Annotated in this window: 15 protein-coding genes; 4 read left to right on the top strand and 11 right to left on the bottom strand. The window is 71.7% G+C overall.

From position 1 onward, the window contains the following. Nucleotides 1–20: 20 nt before the first annotated feature. Genes ACFE7W_RS11620 through ACFE7W_RS11635 form a run of 4 tightly spaced genes read right to left on the bottom strand, consistent with a single transcriptional unit; the run spans nucleotide 21 to nucleotide 2,806 of the window. Entirely contained in the window at nucleotides 21–614 is a 594-nt protein-coding gene (locus ACFE7W_RS11620) for a GNAT family N-acetyltransferase (RefSeq protein ID WP_375424951.1), read from the bottom strand. Beyond that, nucleotides 611–1,183 (bottom strand): DUF1990 family protein, encoded by a 573-nt coding sequence (locus ACFE7W_RS11625; protein WP_375424952.1) that lies wholly within the window; start codon nucleotides 1,181–1,183, stop codon nucleotides 611–613. Before ACFE7W_RS11625 ends, ACFE7W_RS11620 begins: the two co-directional genes overlap by 4 nt. Beyond that, nucleotides 1,180–1,782 carry an HhH-GPD-type base excision DNA repair protein gene (locus tag ACFE7W_RS11630; RefSeq protein ID WP_375424953.1) on the bottom strand — a complete coding sequence of 201 codons (603 nt, stop codon included), beginning with the start codon at nucleotides 1,780–1,782 and terminating at the stop codon, nucleotides 1,180–1,182. Before ACFE7W_RS11630 ends, ACFE7W_RS11625 begins: the two co-directional genes overlap by 4 nt. Before the next feature lie 4 nt (nucleotides 1,783–1,786). Next, on the bottom strand, nucleotides 1,787–2,806 hold the full coding sequence (locus ACFE7W_RS11635) for an LLM class flavin-dependent oxidoreductase (protein WP_375424954.1): 1,020 nt from the start codon (nucleotides 2,804–2,806) through the stop codon (nucleotides 1,787–1,789). Nucleotides 2,807–2,872: 66 nt separating this feature from the next. Here ACFE7W_RS11635 and ACFE7W_RS11640 point away from each other — a divergent pair, with 66 nt between their 5' ends. Next, nucleotides 2,873–3,880 (top strand): LacI family DNA-binding transcriptional regulator, encoded by a 1,008-nt coding sequence (locus ACFE7W_RS11640; RefSeq protein WP_375424955.1) that lies wholly within the window; start codon nucleotides 2,873–2,875, stop codon nucleotides 3,878–3,880. Nucleotides 3,881–4,038: 158 nt separating this feature from the next. On the opposite strand, the gene lpdA is transcribed toward ACFE7W_RS11640, so the two are convergent. Beyond that, nucleotides 4,039–5,436: a dihydrolipoyl dehydrogenase gene (gene lpdA / locus ACFE7W_RS11645; RefSeq protein ID WP_375424956.1), complete on the bottom strand. Its 1,398-nt coding sequence runs from the start codon at nucleotides 5,434–5,436 to the stop codon at nucleotides 4,039–4,041. 139 nt (nucleotides 5,437–5,575) lie between these two features. On the opposite strand from lpdA, the gene ACFE7W_RS11650 reads away from it, so the two are divergent. After that, complete coding sequence (locus ACFE7W_RS11650) at nucleotides 5,576–7,102, top strand: helix-turn-helix domain-containing protein (RefSeq protein WP_375424957.1); 1,527 nt, start codon at nucleotides 5,576–5,578, stop codon at nucleotides 7,100–7,102. Between the two features lie 68 nt (nucleotides 7,103–7,170). Here the strand turns inward: ACFE7W_RS11650 and pdxY are convergent, their stop codons facing one another. Continuing rightward, nucleotides 7,171–8,025, bottom strand: a complete 855-nt coding sequence (gene pdxY, locus ACFE7W_RS11655; protein ID WP_375424958.1) for a pyridoxal kinase PdxY — start codon at nucleotides 8,023–8,025, stop codon at nucleotides 7,171–7,173. A gap of 179 nt (nucleotides 8,026–8,204) precedes the next feature. Between pdxY and ACFE7W_RS11660 the strand changes: the two genes are divergently transcribed. Then, nucleotides 8,205–8,555 carry a hypothetical protein gene (locus tag ACFE7W_RS11660; RefSeq protein WP_375424959.1) on the top strand — a complete coding sequence of 117 codons (351 nt, stop codon included), beginning with the start codon at nucleotides 8,205–8,207 and terminating at the stop codon, nucleotides 8,553–8,555. 2 nt (nucleotides 8,556–8,557) lie between these two features. Next, nucleotides 8,558–9,523: a hypothetical protein gene (locus ACFE7W_RS11665; RefSeq protein WP_375424960.1), complete on the top strand. Its 966-nt coding sequence runs from the start codon at nucleotides 8,558–8,560 to the stop codon at nucleotides 9,521–9,523. 22 nt (nucleotides 9,524–9,545) lie between these two features. Here the strand turns inward: ACFE7W_RS11665 and ACFE7W_RS11670 are convergent, their stop codons facing one another. The 5 genes from ACFE7W_RS11670 to ACFE7W_RS11690 are packed head-to-tail and all read right to left on the bottom strand — an operon-like array spanning nucleotide 9,546 to nucleotide 15,622. Then, complete coding sequence (locus tag ACFE7W_RS11670) at nucleotides 9,546–10,364, bottom strand: hypothetical protein (RefSeq protein WP_375424961.1); 819 nt, start codon at nucleotides 10,362–10,364, stop codon at nucleotides 9,546–9,548. Next, nucleotides 10,361–12,439 (bottom strand): alpha-galactosidase, encoded by a 2,079-nt coding sequence (locus ACFE7W_RS11675; protein WP_375424962.1) that lies wholly within the window; start codon nucleotides 12,437–12,439, stop codon nucleotides 10,361–10,363. Before ACFE7W_RS11675 ends, ACFE7W_RS11670 begins: the two co-directional genes overlap by 4 nt. Then, complete coding sequence (locus ACFE7W_RS11680) at nucleotides 12,436–13,320, bottom strand: carbohydrate ABC transporter permease (RefSeq protein WP_375424963.1); 885 nt, start codon at nucleotides 13,318–13,320, stop codon at nucleotides 12,436–12,438. Before ACFE7W_RS11680 ends, ACFE7W_RS11675 begins: the two co-directional genes overlap by 4 nt. A 3-nt stretch (nucleotides 13,321–13,323) precedes the next feature. Further along, nucleotides 13,324–14,280, bottom strand: coding sequence for a carbohydrate ABC transporter permease (locus ACFE7W_RS11685; RefSeq protein ID WP_375424964.1), 957 nt, complete (start codon nucleotides 14,278–14,280; stop codon nucleotides 13,324–13,326). Nucleotides 14,281–14,296: 16 nt separating this feature from the next. Then, nucleotides 14,297–15,622 carry an ABC transporter substrate-binding protein gene (locus tag ACFE7W_RS11690; protein ID WP_375424965.1) on the bottom strand — a complete coding sequence of 442 codons (1,326 nt, stop codon included), beginning with the start codon at nucleotides 15,620–15,622 and terminating at the stop codon, nucleotides 14,297–14,299. Nucleotides 15,623–15,626: the final 4 nt, after the last annotated feature.

Raw genomic sequence — 15,626 nt, forward strand, 5'->3', positions numbered from 1 at the left:
CCAACGTGAGAAAGACCTGGTCAGGAAGCGGAACCGTCGACCCGAGTCAGCCGTTGTCGGGGGTGCTGGGCGCCCACCTCGAAGATGATCTCCAGGCCGTCCTCCTCGTCGTCCTGCTCGCCGACGGCGACGAAGCCGTAGGCCCCGATCAGGGCGAGCGAGGCCAGGTTGTCGGGCCGCACACTGGCCCGGACGACCCGCACCGCCGGCTCCGCGGCCGCCCGTCGCAGCAGCAGCTCCAGCGCCGCTCGGGCGTAGCCGCGCCGGCGCAGCTCCGGGACCACCGCGTAGCCGACCTCGACCATCCCGGCCTCGTCCGGAGGCCCGTGGTAGCCGGCCTTGCCCACCACCTGGGCCGTCGCCGGATCCCAGACCGCCCCGGTGATCCAGGCGGCGGTGGCCGGGTCGTCGCGCACCTGGGCGCTCCGGTAGCGCCAGGTGCCGATCCAGCCCTCGGCCACGAAGACCTCGGGCAGCGCGAGCCCGGAGGTCCTCTCGGCCCCGGTCAGGTCGCCGGCCGCCAGGGCGTGCAGGGTCGGCGGGCTGAGGGTGAGGACCTCGATGGTCGGTGCGCCCGTCGACAGTCTCAGGGAGCGGGGTCTTGCGTTGCTCACGGGGCGGGGGTCGGGTCGGTGGCCGTCTGCGCGGCGGTGTGCAGCGCGGCGACGTAGCGCTCGGTGACCAGCAGCTGGCCGGCCCGGGCGACCGGTCCGCCCAGCCGGGTGAACCACCGACCGGCCCGGGAGAAGGCGCGGACGTGGAACATGACCGTGCCGTCGGGCTCGAGCTCCAGCACGAACGACTCCTCCCCGCGCTCGGGGTGGCCCGGCAGGGTGCCGTAGACGAAGCCCTGGCGGGTGGGCTCGTCGACAACGGCGACGACCCGGACGGGCACCCGCAGTCGGACCGGACCGACACGGAGCTGCAACGCCGCCACCGAGCCGAGCCGCACCCGCAGGTCGGAGACCCGCGGCTCGAGGCCGGAGCGGCGGTGCATGTCCCAGCCCAGCAGGGCGTCCGCGGCCGCCTCGAACTGGCCGCGGCCGTAGCCGACCGGGGTGGTGACCTCGAGGTGGTGGTACCCGCGGGGCAGCTGGCGCGCGGAGGTCGCGCCCACCTCCGGGTAGGTCAGCGGCTGCCCGGCCAGCTCACGGACGGACGCGTCGGGCAGCAGCGCGGTCACGCCTTCCTGCCGGGCTCGTCGGCCGCGACCCCGGCCTTCGCCTCGGCCTTGGCCGCTCGCTTGGTGGCCCGCACCTTGGCCAGGGACTCGGCGTCGACGACGTCGGCCACGGAACGGAAGCAGCCCGGCTCGCCGTAGGGGCCGGCGGCCTCGGCCCAGCCGGGCGGCCGGACGCCGCGGCGCTTGGCCAGGACGGCGGTGAAGATGGCGGCCTTCTGCTGGCCGAAGCCGGGCAGCGCAGCGATCGCGCGTTTCACCTCGGCCCCCGTGGTGGCGTCCCGCCAGACAAGGCCGGCCTGCCCGTCGAAGTCCTCGACGAGCACCCGGCAGACCTGATGCACCCGGAGACCCATCGAGCCCGGGAACCGGTGGATCGCCGGGCGCTCGGCGCACAGGGCGACGAACTCCTCCTCGGGCGTCGCCGCGATCGCGGCCACGTCCAGCCGACCGCCCATCCGCTCCGCGATCACCGCCGGGCCGGCGAAGGCCTTCTCCATCGGGACCTGCTGGTCGAGGACCATCCCCAGCAGCAACGCGTTGTCGTCATCGGCGAGCAGCGCATCAGCCGCTGGGTCGCCGGTGAGCCAGAACGAGGTCATGTGGTCATCCTGGCGGACTCCAGCCCAGCAGCGGCCCCAGGCTGGTGGCGATGTCGTGGAGGATCTGCAGGTAGTCCTCGTGCTCGAAGGTGAACGGCAGGGCGAACGCGACCTCGTCCACCTCGCGGAACCCGGCGTGGGCGTGCAGCTGCTCGGCGATCTGCTCCGAGGTGCCCACCAGGTCGGGCGCGAACAGCATCCGCTGCGGGCCCAACGGCTGCCGGGTCCGCGGCAGCCGGGCCTCGGCGTACTCGCGGTAGCGACGGGCCTGGTCGGGCGACGCGGAGTCGGTCGGGATGACCACCAGTCCCTGGGAGACGCGAGCCTGGTCGCCGAGGGGGTGCCGGGAGCGGAAGAGCCGGATGTGGGCGGCCTGGATCCTGGCGAAGTCGTCATCCTCCTCCGCTCGGATCACGCTGCTGGTCAGCAGGTTGAGCCCGTGGTCACCGGCCCAGGCCACCGAGCTGAGGCCGGCGCCGCCGTACCAGACGCGGTCGGCCAGGCCCGCGGCGTGGGGCTGGACATGGTCGGAGAACGTCTCGAAGCCCTCGGGCGCGGTCGTCGCGCTGACCGGCTCGCCGCGCAGATGGGCGAGCAGCCGGACGAGCCGGTTCGCGCTGTAGTCCTCCGCGTCGGCGGTGTCGGGGTAGAGGGCCTCGCGGTAGCGGTCGAACCCCATCGGGGTGCCGACGCTGAAGCCGGGGTTGAGCCGGCCGCCGGACAGGACGTCCACCGTGGACAGGTCCTCGGCGAGCCGGAACGGGTTCTCCGCGCCCAGCGGCGTGACGGCCGTACCGAAGGCGATCCGGTGGGTCCGCTGGCTGGCGGCGGCCAGCACCGCGACCGGGGAGGAGATGCCGAACTGGAGGTGGCGGTGCCGTAGCCACGCGCTGTCGAAGCCGAGCCGCTCGCCGAGCTCGATCACCTGCAGCGTGCTCTCGTGGCCGGCCGCGGGGTCCTGCTCGTCGAACACCCCGATGGTCAGGAAGCCCAGCTTGCGCAGCGGACGATCCGGCGTACCCATCTCGTTCTCCCGTTCCCGAGTCGAGACTCTCGAGCCTAGTGGTCAGCACGCGATAGCGTGACCGCCATGCCGCCGAGCCAGCCGACCCTGGAGATGGTCGCGGCAGCGGCGGGCGTCAGCCGGTCGACGGTGTCCCGGGTGGTCAACCACTCCCCCAGCGTCAGCCCGGGCGTCGCCGCCGCGGTGGCGGCGGCCATCGAACAGCTGAGCTACGTCCCCAACCGGGCGGCGCGTTCGCTCGCCGGCAGCCACACGTACGCGATCGCCCTGCTGGTCCCTGAGTCGGCGCACTACTTCTTCGGCGACCCGTACCTGGCCTCGGTCGTGCAGGGGATCTCCGGAGCGCTGGAGAACAGCGAGTACATCCTCAACCTGCTCGTGGCCGGCGGGGGCAGGACGGGCAAGACCCAGCGCTACCTGCGCAGCGGCAACGTCGACGGGGCGCTGGTGGTCTCCCACCACGCCGACGACACCCACCTGCGGGAGCTCAACGACGCGTTGCCCGTGGTGTTCGGCGGGCGGCCCTCGGTGCCCGGGCTCGACCGCTACTACTGCATCGACGTGGACAACGTGGCCGGAGCGGCCCGGGCCACCGGTCACCTGGTCGCCTCGGGGCGGCAGCGGATCGCCACCATCACCGGCCCGCTGGACATGATGGCGGCCGTCGACCGGCTGACGGGGTGGCGTTCGACGCTCGAAGGGGCCGGTCTGCCCGTCGACGCCGTGGTCAGCGCCGACTACACCGCCGCCGGGGGTGCGGCGGCCATGCGGAACCTGCTCGTCCGCCATCCCGACCTGGACGCGGTCTTCGTGGCCAGCGACCTGATGGCTCGTGGCGCCCTCTCGACCATCACCGAACGAGGCCTACGGGTACCCCAGGATGTCGCCGTGGTCGGCTACGACGACAGCGCCGCCGCGACCTCGGGTGAGCTGCAGCTCAGCACCGTCCGCCAGCCCGCCGCGGCGATGGGGTCCGCCATGGCGGAGCTGCTCCTCGGCCTGCTGGCCGGCCGCGAGCCCGAGACCCCCGTCCGCTTGATGGACACCCGGCTGGTCCTCCGCGACACCGCCTGAGCCCGGTCCTCGCGACTGCGGCCCGCTCAAGGGTCGTGTCCCCCACTTCACAGCCGTACGGGCCGCATCACACCCGCTTGGGTGGGCGCATCGAGACTCGTAGGGGTGTGGAGTGACCGGCCCACCTCGGCGTACGGGCCGCAGCGCCGCGGCGGCGGTCAGAAGTTGATCATGTGGCCCGAGATGCCGTGGGACACCTCGAGCAGGGCCTCGGACAGCGTGGGGTGGGCGTGGATGTTGCGGGCCACCTCGTCGGCGGTCAGGTCCCACTGCTGGGCCAGGGTCAGCTCGGGCAGCAGTTCGGTGACGTCCGGGCCGATCATGTGCACGCCGAGGATCTCGTTGTACTTGGCGTCAGCGACCATCTTCACGAAGCCGACGGCCTCGCCGAGGCCGTGCGCCTTGCCGTTGGCGGTGAAGGGGAACTTGGCCACCTTGACGTCGTAGCCCTTGTCCTTCGCCTGGGCCTCGGTGTAGCCGAACGAGGCCACCTGGGGCTGGCAGTACGTGGCGCGCGGGATCATGTCGTAGTTGATCGGCATGGTCTCGACGCCGGCGATGGTCTCGGCCGCGACGATCCCCTGCGCCTCGGCGGTGTGGGCCAGCAGCAGCTTGGCCGTCACGTCACCGATCGCGTAGATGTGCGGCACGTTGGTGCGCATCTGGTCGTCGATGACGATGGCGCCACGCTCGCTCACCTCGACGCCGCTGTTCTCGAGCCCGTAGCCCTGGGTGCGCGGCGCGAACCCGATCGCCTGCATCACCTTGTCGGCCTCGAGGACTTTGGCCTCGCCGCCCTTGGCCGGGGAGACCGTCACCTTGACCTTGTCGCCGGAGTCGTCGATCTGCTCGACCTTGGTGCTGGTCATCAGCTTCACGCCGAGCTTCTTGTACTGCTTCGCCAGCTCGGCGGAGATCTCCGGGTCCTCCAGCGGCAGCATCCGGTCGAGGAACTCCACGATCGTCACGTCGACGCCGTAGTTGGCCAGCACGTACGCGAACTCGGTGCCGATCGCGCCGGAGCCGGCGATGATGATCGACCCCGGCAGCTCCTCGGTAAGGATCTGCTCCTCATAGGTCACCACCCGGTCGGTCACCTCGGTGCCGGGCAGCAGCCGGGTGGTCGCCCCGGCCGCGATGATCAGGTTGTCGAAGCCGACCGACGTGGTGCCCTTCGGGCCCTCGACGCTGAACGTGTGCTCGTCGGTGAAGGTGGCCCAGCCGTCGATCTCGGTGATCTTGTTCTTCTTCATCAGGAAGTGGACGCCCTTGGCCATCCGGTCCGCCACGTTGCGGCTGCGGCTGAACGCGGCGCCGAAGTCGAAGCTGACGTCGCCACTGATGCCGAACGTCTTGGCCTCGTGGTGGAAGATGTGGGCGATCTCAGCGTTGCGCAGCAGGGACTTGGTGGGGATGCAACCCACGTTGTTGCAGACGCCACCCCAGTACTTGAGCTCGATGATGGCGGTCCTCAGGCCCAGCTGGGCGGCGCGGACGGCAGCGACGTAGCCACCCGGACCCGCACCGAGGACGACGACGTCATAGTGATCGGTCATGCCCCAACTGTAGGGGCGACGCTCCGGCCGCGACCACTCGGCCGAGCCGCCTGGGCTCCGCACGGGACGCGCCCGTCCTCCCGTTACCGACACGCCGCCGGTTCGAGGAAAATCTCACATGTGAGTTATCGTCGACGCCGTGACCGAGACCTACGCCGACCGCATCGGCGGGCTGATCCGTGACGCCCGCAAGCACCGGGGGCTGACCCAGACCCAGCTCGCCGACGTCCTGGGGACCAGCCAGAGTGCCGTGCACCGGATCGAGGCCGGCAACCAGAACCTCAGCCTGGACATGGTCAACCGGATCGCCGCCGCGCTGGACTCACCGCTCATCTCGGTCGGCTCCAACGGCCCGCTGCACCTGCGGGTGCAGGGCGGCGCCAAGCTGAACGGCGTCATCGAGGTCCGCTCGTCCAAGAACGCGGCGGTCGCGCTGCTCTGCGCCAGCCTGCTCAACCGGGGCCGCACCGTCATCCGCGGCATCGCGCGGATCGAGGAGGTCAACCGGATCCTCGAGGTGCTGACCAGCATCGGCGTCCGTGCCACCTGGCTGAACGGCGGCAGCGACCTCGAGCTGGTCCGTCCCGACGACCTCGACCTGGACGCCATGGACGTCGAGGCCGCCCGCCGCACCCGCAGCGTGATCATGTTCCTCGGGCCATTGCTGCACTCCTACCCCAGCTTCAACCTGCCCTACGCCGGTGGCTGCGACCTCGGCGCCCGCACGATCGAGCCGCACCTGCAGGTGCTGCGCCGCTTCGGCCTGGACGTCGTCCCGACCGACGGCTTCTACCACTGCTCGGTCGATGAGTCGGTGGAGCCGCTGCGGCCCGTCATCCTGACCGAGCGCGGTGACACCGTGACCGAGAACGCGCTGTTCGCCGCCGCGCTGTCGCCCGGGGTCACCGTGCTGCGGAACGCCAGCTCGAACTACATGGTCCAGGACCTCTGCGTCTTCCTCACCCACCTCGGGGTGGAGATCGACGGCATCGGCACCACGACCCTACGGGTGCACGGGGTGGAGAGCATCAACACCGACGTCGAGTTCGCGCCGTCGGAGGACCCGATCGAGGCGATGAGCCTGCTGACCGCGGCCATCGTCACCCAGTCGGAGATGACCATCCGGCGGGCGCCGATCGAGTTCCTCGAGATCGAGCTGGCCATCCTGGAGGAGATGGGTCTGGACTTCACCCTGAGCGATGAGTACGTCGCCGCGAACGGGCACACCCGGCTGGTCGACCTCACCGTCCGCCCGTCGGTGCTGAAGTCGCCCATCGACAAGATCCACCCGATGCCCTTCCCCGGTCTGAACATCGACAACCTGCCCTTCTTCGCGGTCATCGCCGCCACCGCCGAGGGCAAGACCGTCATCCACGACTGGGTGTACGAGAACCGGGCCATCTACCTGACCGAGCTGAACCGGCTGGGTGCGCGCGTCCAGCTGCTCGACCCGCACCGGGTCATCGTCGAGGGCCCCACCCGCTGGCGTGGCACCCAGGTGGTCTGCCCGCCCGCCCTGCGGCCCGCCGTCTGCATCCTGCTGGGCATGCTCGCCGCCCGCGGCGAGTCGGTGCTCCGCGACGTCTACGTGATCAACCGCGGCTACGAGGACCTCGCCAACCGGCTCAACGCCCTCGGCGCGAACATCGAGGTCTTTCGGGATTGAGAGCTCCCCAAACCCGAGTTGTCAGGAGCCAGTTGTCCCATGGGGCAACTGGCTTCTGACAACTCGGCTCACCGGAGCCGGACCGGCTCGAACGTCTGGCTCGGGTGGGCGATCTCGTCCTGGGCGGCGACGAGCTGCAGCTCGGACTCGCCGGAGGCGACGGTGACGGAGAGGACGCCGTAGACCACGGCGGCGGTCCGCGCGACGGCGTCGGCGACGTCGCCAGAACGCAGGTAGCAGGCGAGGAAGGTCGCGGCGGTCATGTCGCCGGCGCCGGTGAAGGTCTGCGGCAGCAGCGGTGTCCGGACGTACCAGGCGCCGGTGCCGGAGACGGCCACCATGTCGATGGTGCCCGGGTCGGCGTCCTCGTGCACCACGCTGGTGACCACGACGATCTCCGGTCCGAGGGCCCGGGCGGCGTCGGCGGCGGCCAGGACCTCCGGCATCGTCGAGGCGCCCAGTCCGGTCAACAGCTGCAGCTCGAACTGGTTCGGGGTGATGATCTGCGCCGCTGGCACCACCCGGTCGCGCATCAGCTCCGGGATGCCGTCCCGGACGTAGACGCCGCGGTCGACGTCGCCGAGCACCGGGTCGCAGCAGTAGATCGCCGCCGGGTTGCGCGAGCGGACCAGGTCGACCGCCTCGAGGATCACCGCACCGACGTCGCTGCCGCCCTGGTAACCGGACAGGACCGCGTCGCAGCGGCCGAGCACCCCGCGCTCGTCGATGCCGCGGATGACCTCGGCCACGTCCTCGGCGCTCAGCAGCGGTCCGCGCCAGTGTGGGTAGCCGGTGTGGTTGGAGAAGTGCACCGTGATGACCGGCCACACCTCGACGCCCAGCCGCATCAGCGGGAACGTCGCGGCGCTGTTGCCGACGTGCCCGTACGCGACCGAGGACTGGATGGAGAGGATGGTCGTCACCGGCCCATCCTCCCAGCCGCGCGAGGTGCGCGAACGGGCAGGCCGAGTCGCCCTGATGGGTGCGTGGCGACTGCTGCCCCGGTCGGCGGCCGGCTGCGATACTCCGAGCTGGGGTGTGAATCCTGACCCGGTCCGGACGTCGACAGCCCGGTCCTCAGCAGTCGGCGGAAGGGGCGCTCATGCGATTGGAGATCACCGCGATCTCGACCAGCGCGGGTCCGGAGTTCGTCGTGCGGGCGGCGATCGTCAACGACTCCTTCAGCCCCGTACCGCTGTCCCGGAATGCGTTCACCGGCCCGACGCCGGTCCAGGTCGGGCCGGGTTCGCCGCCCGCGGAGTCCGTCGAGGCCACCCGTGACCAGCCCGACGAGCCGATGACCCTGCAGCCGTTCACGCTCTACGGCCGGGACCGCACCTTCTCACTCCCCGTCGGCAGGCACCGGTTCCGGGCCGCGTACGAGCCGGCCGGTACGGTCCCGCCGCTGCGGCTGGAGGCGACGATCGACGTCACGGGTCCCGAGGCGGACTGAGCATGGCCGAGCGAGCGCTCGCCCCCACCGACGTCGAGGCGGCCCTCGAGCAGCGCGCCACCGGTCACCACCCGGAGGCGGACGCCCGGTCGCTCATTGCCGGGCAGAGCTGGGCGGCGGTCCCGGCGAACGTCCTCGCCCTCCAGCGGACGGCCGGCAACCGGGCCACGCTGACCGTGCTTCGGGAGGAGATGCCGCCGGCCGACGGCGGCGCTCCGCTGGTCGTCTCGGAGGTTCTCGTGCCCAACCCGGACGGTGCGGCCCCCGACACCGCACCCGGCGGGCGCGGGGGCTTCGTCGACGGGGGCAGGGTCGAGACCGCCAGCGTCGGGGAGGCCGAGGATCCGCGCCACGACCACCACCCGCACGCCTTCGTCAAGGGCGGCCGCACGGGCACGGTGGCCTGGGCGGGCGGCGGCGGGGCAGGCGCCCGCGGGAACCAGAACACCGGCAGCATCCAGATCCAGGTGGCGCCGGTCTTCACGGCCACGCCCGGGCCGGGAGCCGGGCAGTTCAGCAGCGCGATCACCGCCGGCACCGGCCTGCTGGGGGTCACGAGGTCCTGGGTGGGCGTGAACAGCGGCGACCAGGGCAACGGCTTCTGGGTGAGCCCTGCGGCGGCCGCCCTGATCAACGCCCACGAGATGCGCCACGTGGCGAGCACCGCCGGGATCTACGCGGCGAACCTGGCTCCCATCGAGACCCGGATCGCCAACGCCGCCCTGGGTCAGAACGCCGGCGCGACGGCGGCGAGCGCCATCGCGGCCCACAAGGCGGCGATCGGGTGGGAGCCGGGCATCCTCGCGTTCCAGGCCGCGGACACCGCGGCGAACGCCGCGCCCGGTGGCACGATCGACACCTCCGAGATCGCGGCCGGCTGGATCAACAACAAGGGCCCCGGCACCGTGGGCGGGGTCGCCTTCACCCAACGCGTGGTGAAGGCCGGCGAGGCCGCGCCCGCGCCGTAGGGACCGCGCCCGCGCCGTAGGGTCAGGCGTCCCGGCGCAGAGCGGCGACCCGCAGTCGCCAGCGGAAGGCCCCGGACGCGTCGAGCGTGGCGCACTCCCCCGGCGCGGCCGTCGAGAAGTCGGCGGCCCGGCCGACCAGGGGCTCCACCCCGACCGAGCGGTACGGCCCGTCCGCGGGCCAGCCGCCGAGGTTGCGCCACAGCAGCAGCGAGCAGAGCTCGGGACGGTCGGACCACCACTCCAGGCCCAAGGCGTCGTCGCCGTCGACCACGGTGGCGCTCGAGCACCGGGGCACCAGCGCACACACCGCCGTCCCGTCGTCGGGACCGAACCGGTCCAGCCCGGACGGCCAGGGCCGCTCTCCGGGGTCGGGGTCGGAGTCGTCGCCGTCGAGGAGGGTGAGGGTCCGCGCCTGCGGCAGCTCGATCCAGGCGTGGGGGCTGAGGTCCAGCAGGGCATGCACCGCGTGCAGGAACGGGGTCCCGGGCGCGCCGGTGACCTCGTAGCCGACGTCCACGGCCGCGCCGCCGGTCACCCGTCGGCGCAGCCGGCCGACGCCTGGCACCACCACCGACGCGTCCTCGGCCGCGCCCGACCAGGTCCGCGCCCAGGCGTCGCCGTGGTCCGGCCGGCCCCGGACGGTCGGCCAGCACTCCTCCACGCCACCGGCGTCCACGAACGCGTCTTCCAGGCTCACGCGGAGGCGTGCGTCCGCCACGTCCGGACGCGGGTTCACCCAGCACCACTCGCGGGTCGCCGTCCGCAGGGAGGCCCACCGGCCGCCGTGCTCGAGGTCGGTGGTGAGCTCGAGCGGGACCCGCCGCCACGGGCTGGGGCTCAAGCCACCACCTCGAGCACCAGCACCTCCGCGTCACCGCCCAGGCCGAACGGCACGACCAGACCGGACCGACGTTCCTCGGCGGTGAGCGGCAGCTCCCGACCGCGCAGCCGGTAGGTCAGCCCGGGCCGCAACGTCCTCGCCGTGACCCGGACCTCCGCCGGTCGCGACGCGCGGCCGTAGACGAGCACCACGGTCTGCTCCGGCCCGCCGTACTCGACGGCGTAGACCGGGTCGCGCGGGTCGCCGTGCCGCTCGACCCGGCCGGTGTGCACCGTGTGCCGGACGTCCAGGTAGAGGGCGACGAGCTGCCGCGCCCGGTCCCGGTCGTCCTCGCCCCACGCCAGCAGGTCGGCGCCGATCCCGAGCACGCCGGCCATGGCGACGACGAACCGGAACTCGAGGCTGACCGGCTCCAGGTCGCGCCGGCTGGGCAGGTCGGTCACCCACGAGCTCATCACGTGCGGACCGTACGCGCTGAGGAAGCCGTGCTGGATCGCCAGCCGGTCGCGCGGGCCGGTCTCGTCGCTGGTCCAGACCACGTCGGTCCGGGCCAGCACGGCGGCATCGATGCGGCCGCCGCCGCCCGAGCACGCCTCCACCGTCACCTGGGGGAACTCGTCCCGGAGCATCCGCAGCACCTCGTAGTAGCCCTCGGCGTGCTGCACGCTCCACTGTCGCCCGTGCGGGTCCCCGGGCCGGCCGCCGTCGCTGACCGGCCGGTTCATGTCCCACTTGAGGTAGCTGACCCGGCCGTCGCCCAGCAGCTCGCGCAGCCAGCCCTGGATCCAGGCCACGACCTCCGGGCGCCCCAGGTCGAGGACGTACTGGTGCCGGTGCTCGACCAGCGGTCGCCGGCCCGCGCGGTAGACCCAGTCGGGATGGGCCCGGTAGAGGTCGCTGTCGGGGTTGACGGCCTCGGGCTCCACCCAGATCCCGAAGCGCATCCCCAGCGCCTGCACCGCGTCCGCCAGCGGGACCAGGCCGTCGGGAAACGTCGCCGGGTCCGGGGACCAGTCCCCCAGTCCTGCCCGGTCGCTGGTCCGGCCGCGGAACCAGCCGTCGTCGACCACGAACGCCTCGACGCCGAGACCCGCGGCCACCTCGGCCAGGGCCAGCTGGTGCTCCAGCCGGACGTCGAACTCTGTGGCGTACCAGGAGTTGTAGAGGACGGGCCGCGTCGCCGGCGAGAGGTCACGCGCGAGCCAGCCGCGCTGGTGGTCGTGCCAGCGGCGCTGCACCCCGAGGGGCCCGTCCGGGGCGAACACGCCCAGCGTGGCCGGGGTACGGAAGAACTCACCGGGCAGCAGCGTCACCACGCCGGACTCGTCGTCGACCCCGCCGGCCACCCGGACGCGCGGGGAGAAGGGGGCTGAGTCGACGAGCAGTCGCCACGAGCCGCTCCAGGCCAGCGCCACGCCGTAGGCGGGCCCGTCGGGGTCGGCGGCGGCGCTGACCACGACCGTCGGCGAGTGGTGGTGGGACGTGATGCCCGAGCGGCTGCCGATGCTCAGCTCGGCGGCTTCCACCACGGTGCGGTACGGGGTGAACTCCCGGCCCCACTCCCCCGCCAGGTGCGAGACGACGGCGGCGGGCCCGACCGGCAGCTCCCAGGACGGCCCGAACGCGCGCGGCAGGGTCAGCGGTACCGAGCCCGAGTTGCGGTAGGTCGCCTGCTTGGTGACCAGGTCGTGCCGGGTGTCGGTCTCGATGGTCAGCACGACCTCGAGATCACCCGTGGAGTCCAGCGCCCGGGCGGTGAGCCGGCTGCCGGCACCCTCGCCGCCGACCTCGCTCGTGAGCTCGACGTCCTCCAGCGCCCAGACCAGCCGGGCGCCTACCAGGCCGTCGCCGTGGTCGACCACCAGGTCGGAGCCCCGGACCTGGCGGGTGCCGAGGGCCGCCAGCTCCAGCGGCAGCCGGTCGGCCGGAGTGAGGAAGCCGTGCTGGTCGTCGGTCTTGGGACCGGCCGGCTCGCCGTCGGTCCAGTCCTGCAGCAGCGGACCGAGCCCGTCCGGGGCGAAACCGACCACGTAACGGCTGGTCGCGGTCGGCAGCACCCAGGGCGGGCCGCTCACTTGGTGGCGCCGACCAGCAGTCCGCCGACGAACTGCTTCTGGAAGGCGAAGAAGACGATGGTCGTCGGCACCGCGGCGATCAGCGAACCGGCCGCGATCACGTTCCAGGACGAGGAGTAGCCGCCCTGGAGGTTGAGCAGCGCGGCGGTGATGGGGAACTTGGTGTCGGTCCGCAGCACGGTGAGCGCCCACAGCAGGTCGTTGAAGACCCAGGTGCTCTCCAGGGCCCCGAGCGCGGCCAGCGCCGGCCGGCACAGCGGCAGGACGATCGTCGCGTAGGTCCGCAGGTCACCGGCTCCGTCGATCCTGGCCGCCTCGAAGACCTCGTTCGGCAGCGAGCGCATGAACCCGTAGAGGACGAAGGTGAAGAACCCCATCCCGAAGCCCACCTGCACCACGATCAGGGCGAACAGCGTGTCGTAGATGCCCAGCGCCTCGCAGATCTTCGACACCGGGATCAGCAGGATCTGCGGCGGCAGCAGGTTGCCCGCCAGCATCAGCAGCAGGATCCCCCGCCCGAACGGGATCCGGTAGCGACTGAGCGCGAACGCCGACAGCGAGGCCAGGAAGAGCACCGCGACGACGGTGCAGACGGTCACCAGGATGCTGTTCAGCAGCGCGCGGCCGATGCTGCCGTCGACCCAGGCGGTCCGGAAGGCGCCGAAGGTGAGCTCGCGGGGCCACGAGCCCAGGCCGTTGGACGCGATGTCGTCGAAGCTGCGGATCGAGACCAGGACCACGAAGACCAGGGGCAGCAGCCAGAGCAGGGCCACCGGACCCATCACGGCGTGGAAGACCCACGCGTGGCGGTCGCGCCGGCGGCGGACCGGAGCGGCGGGTTCGGCCGTGGGCGTGGTCGGCAGAGCCGGGGCGAGGGTCACAGGTCAGTCCTCCCGGGTGGCGCGGACGAGGTAGGTGATGATGAACGCGATGGCCAGGACGAAGATCACGACCGCGATCGCAGAGCCGTAGCCGAGGTTCACCACGGTGAACCCCACCTGGTACATGTAGGTGCTGAGCAGCTGGGTCGAGTTGTACGGCCCGCCTCGGGTCATCGCCCAGACGATGTCGAAGGTGCGCAGGGAGTCGATCACCGTGACGGCGAAGACGACCGTGTTCACGTTGTGCAGCTGCGGCATCACGATGTGGCGGAACCGCTGCCACCAGCTGGCCCCGTCCACCGCGGCCGCCTCCTCCAGACTCGGGTCGCACCCCTTCAGCCCGGCGAGGTAGAGAACCATGATGTAGCCCCCCTGGCGCCAGATGGCGGCGATCAGGATCGCCCCCAGCGCGGTCCGCGGGTCGGCCAGCCACTGGTGCTCACCGGTGTTGATGCCGATCGCGCCGAGCACCGTGTTGATGGGGCCGTCCGGTTGGTAGAGCACCCGCCAGAACAGCCCGGTCACGGCCAGCGAGAACACCATCGGCAGGTAGATGGCGCTGCGGTAGACCGCCACCCCGCGCCTCGGCCGGTTGAGCGCCAGGGCGAGGGCCAGGCCGGTGACCACTGAGAACCCGCCGAAGCCGATCACCCAGAGCACGTTGTTCTTGATGGCGGTGTGGAAGATCGGGTCCGCCAGCAGCGTCCGGTAGTTCTTCAGCCCCACCGGGACGGCCGCGCCGACCCCGCTCCACTTGGTGAACGACAGCTGGAAGCTGTTGAGCGCCGGCCAGAACACCCAGAACATCTCCACCGCCAGCGGCACCAGCAGCAGCAGCCAGACCACCGGCGGGACGCGGCTGGTGACCGGACGGCGCCGGCGCCCCGCAGGCAGGGGGCGCGGGGGGTCGCCGGGGGCCACGGCCAGCCCGGACCCCGACCGGGGGACCACCGCGCTCATCGGCTGGTCGCCCGCGTCACGAGCCCCACACCTGCTGGGCCGCCTTCTGCCAGCTGGTGAGGATGCTGGCGACCTCGTCGGGGTGGTCGATGAACTTGGTCAGGGCCGCGTCGGCGGTGGTCTGCAGCTCGTCGCTGGAGTCACGGTTGAAGAACTGCGTGATCTCCTTGGTGTCGGTCAGCAGCTTGATGCCCTTCTGCACCAGGGGCGTGAACGTCGAGGTGTCCACCTCCGGTGAGGTCGGCAGGTTGGAGGAGCCGGAGCCCTGGATGTAGGTCTGCTGCTGCGCCGGCGCGGCGAGGTAGCTCAGCAGGTCCAGCGTCGCAGCCGGGTTCTTGGTCTTCGCGCTGGCGAAGTAGCCGTCGGTCGGCGCCTCCTCGGCCGAGGGGATCGACTCATCGATGGTCGGGACGGAGAAGAAGTCGATGTCGTCGACCGCGTCGGCCGGGAAGTAGGTGGTGACGAAGGCGCCGATCAGGTACATCCCGGCCTTCTTGTTGATCAACGGGGTGGCGGCCTCCTGGACGCTGTAGGAGCGGCCCTTCGGGTCGAAGTAGGGCAGCAGCGTCGCGTAGGTGTCCATCACCTTGCGCACCTCCGCGCTGTCGAAGGAGTGCTTGCCGGCCAGCAGGTCGCGGTGGAACGGCGCGCCGTTGATCCGCAGGTCGAGGTAGTCGAACCAGCCCGAGGCCATCCACGGGGTGGAGCCGGTGCCGCAGGTGAGCGGGTCGACGCCCTTGCCCTTCAGGGTGTCCAACAGGGTCATGAACTCGTCCCACGTCGTGGGGATCTTGACGCCCCACTCGGCGAAGGCCGACTTCCGGTAGAAGATGCTCCACCAGTAGTAGTTGCTGGGGATGAAGATCTGCTTGCCGTCGGCGTCGCTGGACAGGCTCTTCAGCGCGGGAGAGAACTTCGCACACGCGCCGTCGCCGGTCCACATGCTCGACAGGTCGAGCAGCAGGCCCTTGCTGGCGTAGTCCCGGGCCACGGAACCGGCCAGCCAGGTGATGACGTCCGGCGGCGTCGCGGAGGTCAGGTAGGTCGAGAGCTGCGCCCGGAACTGCTCGGTCGCCACGGTGTTCAGCGTGACGTTGTTGGTGGTGTAGGCCTTGACGATCTTTTCGAAGACAGCCTTCGGCTTGGGGTCGGAGAGGTCGGACTGGAGGGTGAGCGCGACCCCGCTGGCCGGGCCAGCAGGAGCCCCGGTGGCACTACCCGTGCTCGACGGCGAGCCGCCGCCGATGCAACCGCTCAGCAGCGCCGAGCCGCCGAGGGCCAGGCCGCCGGCGAGCAGGCCGCGCCGGGTGAAGGGGGTGGCTCCGGGTCGGAGTGGGTTCATGGTC

This window comes from uncultured Friedmanniella sp. (assembly GCF_964244285.1).
Lineage (GTDB): Bacteria > Actinomycetota > Actinomycetes > Propionibacteriales > Propionibacteriaceae > Microlunatus.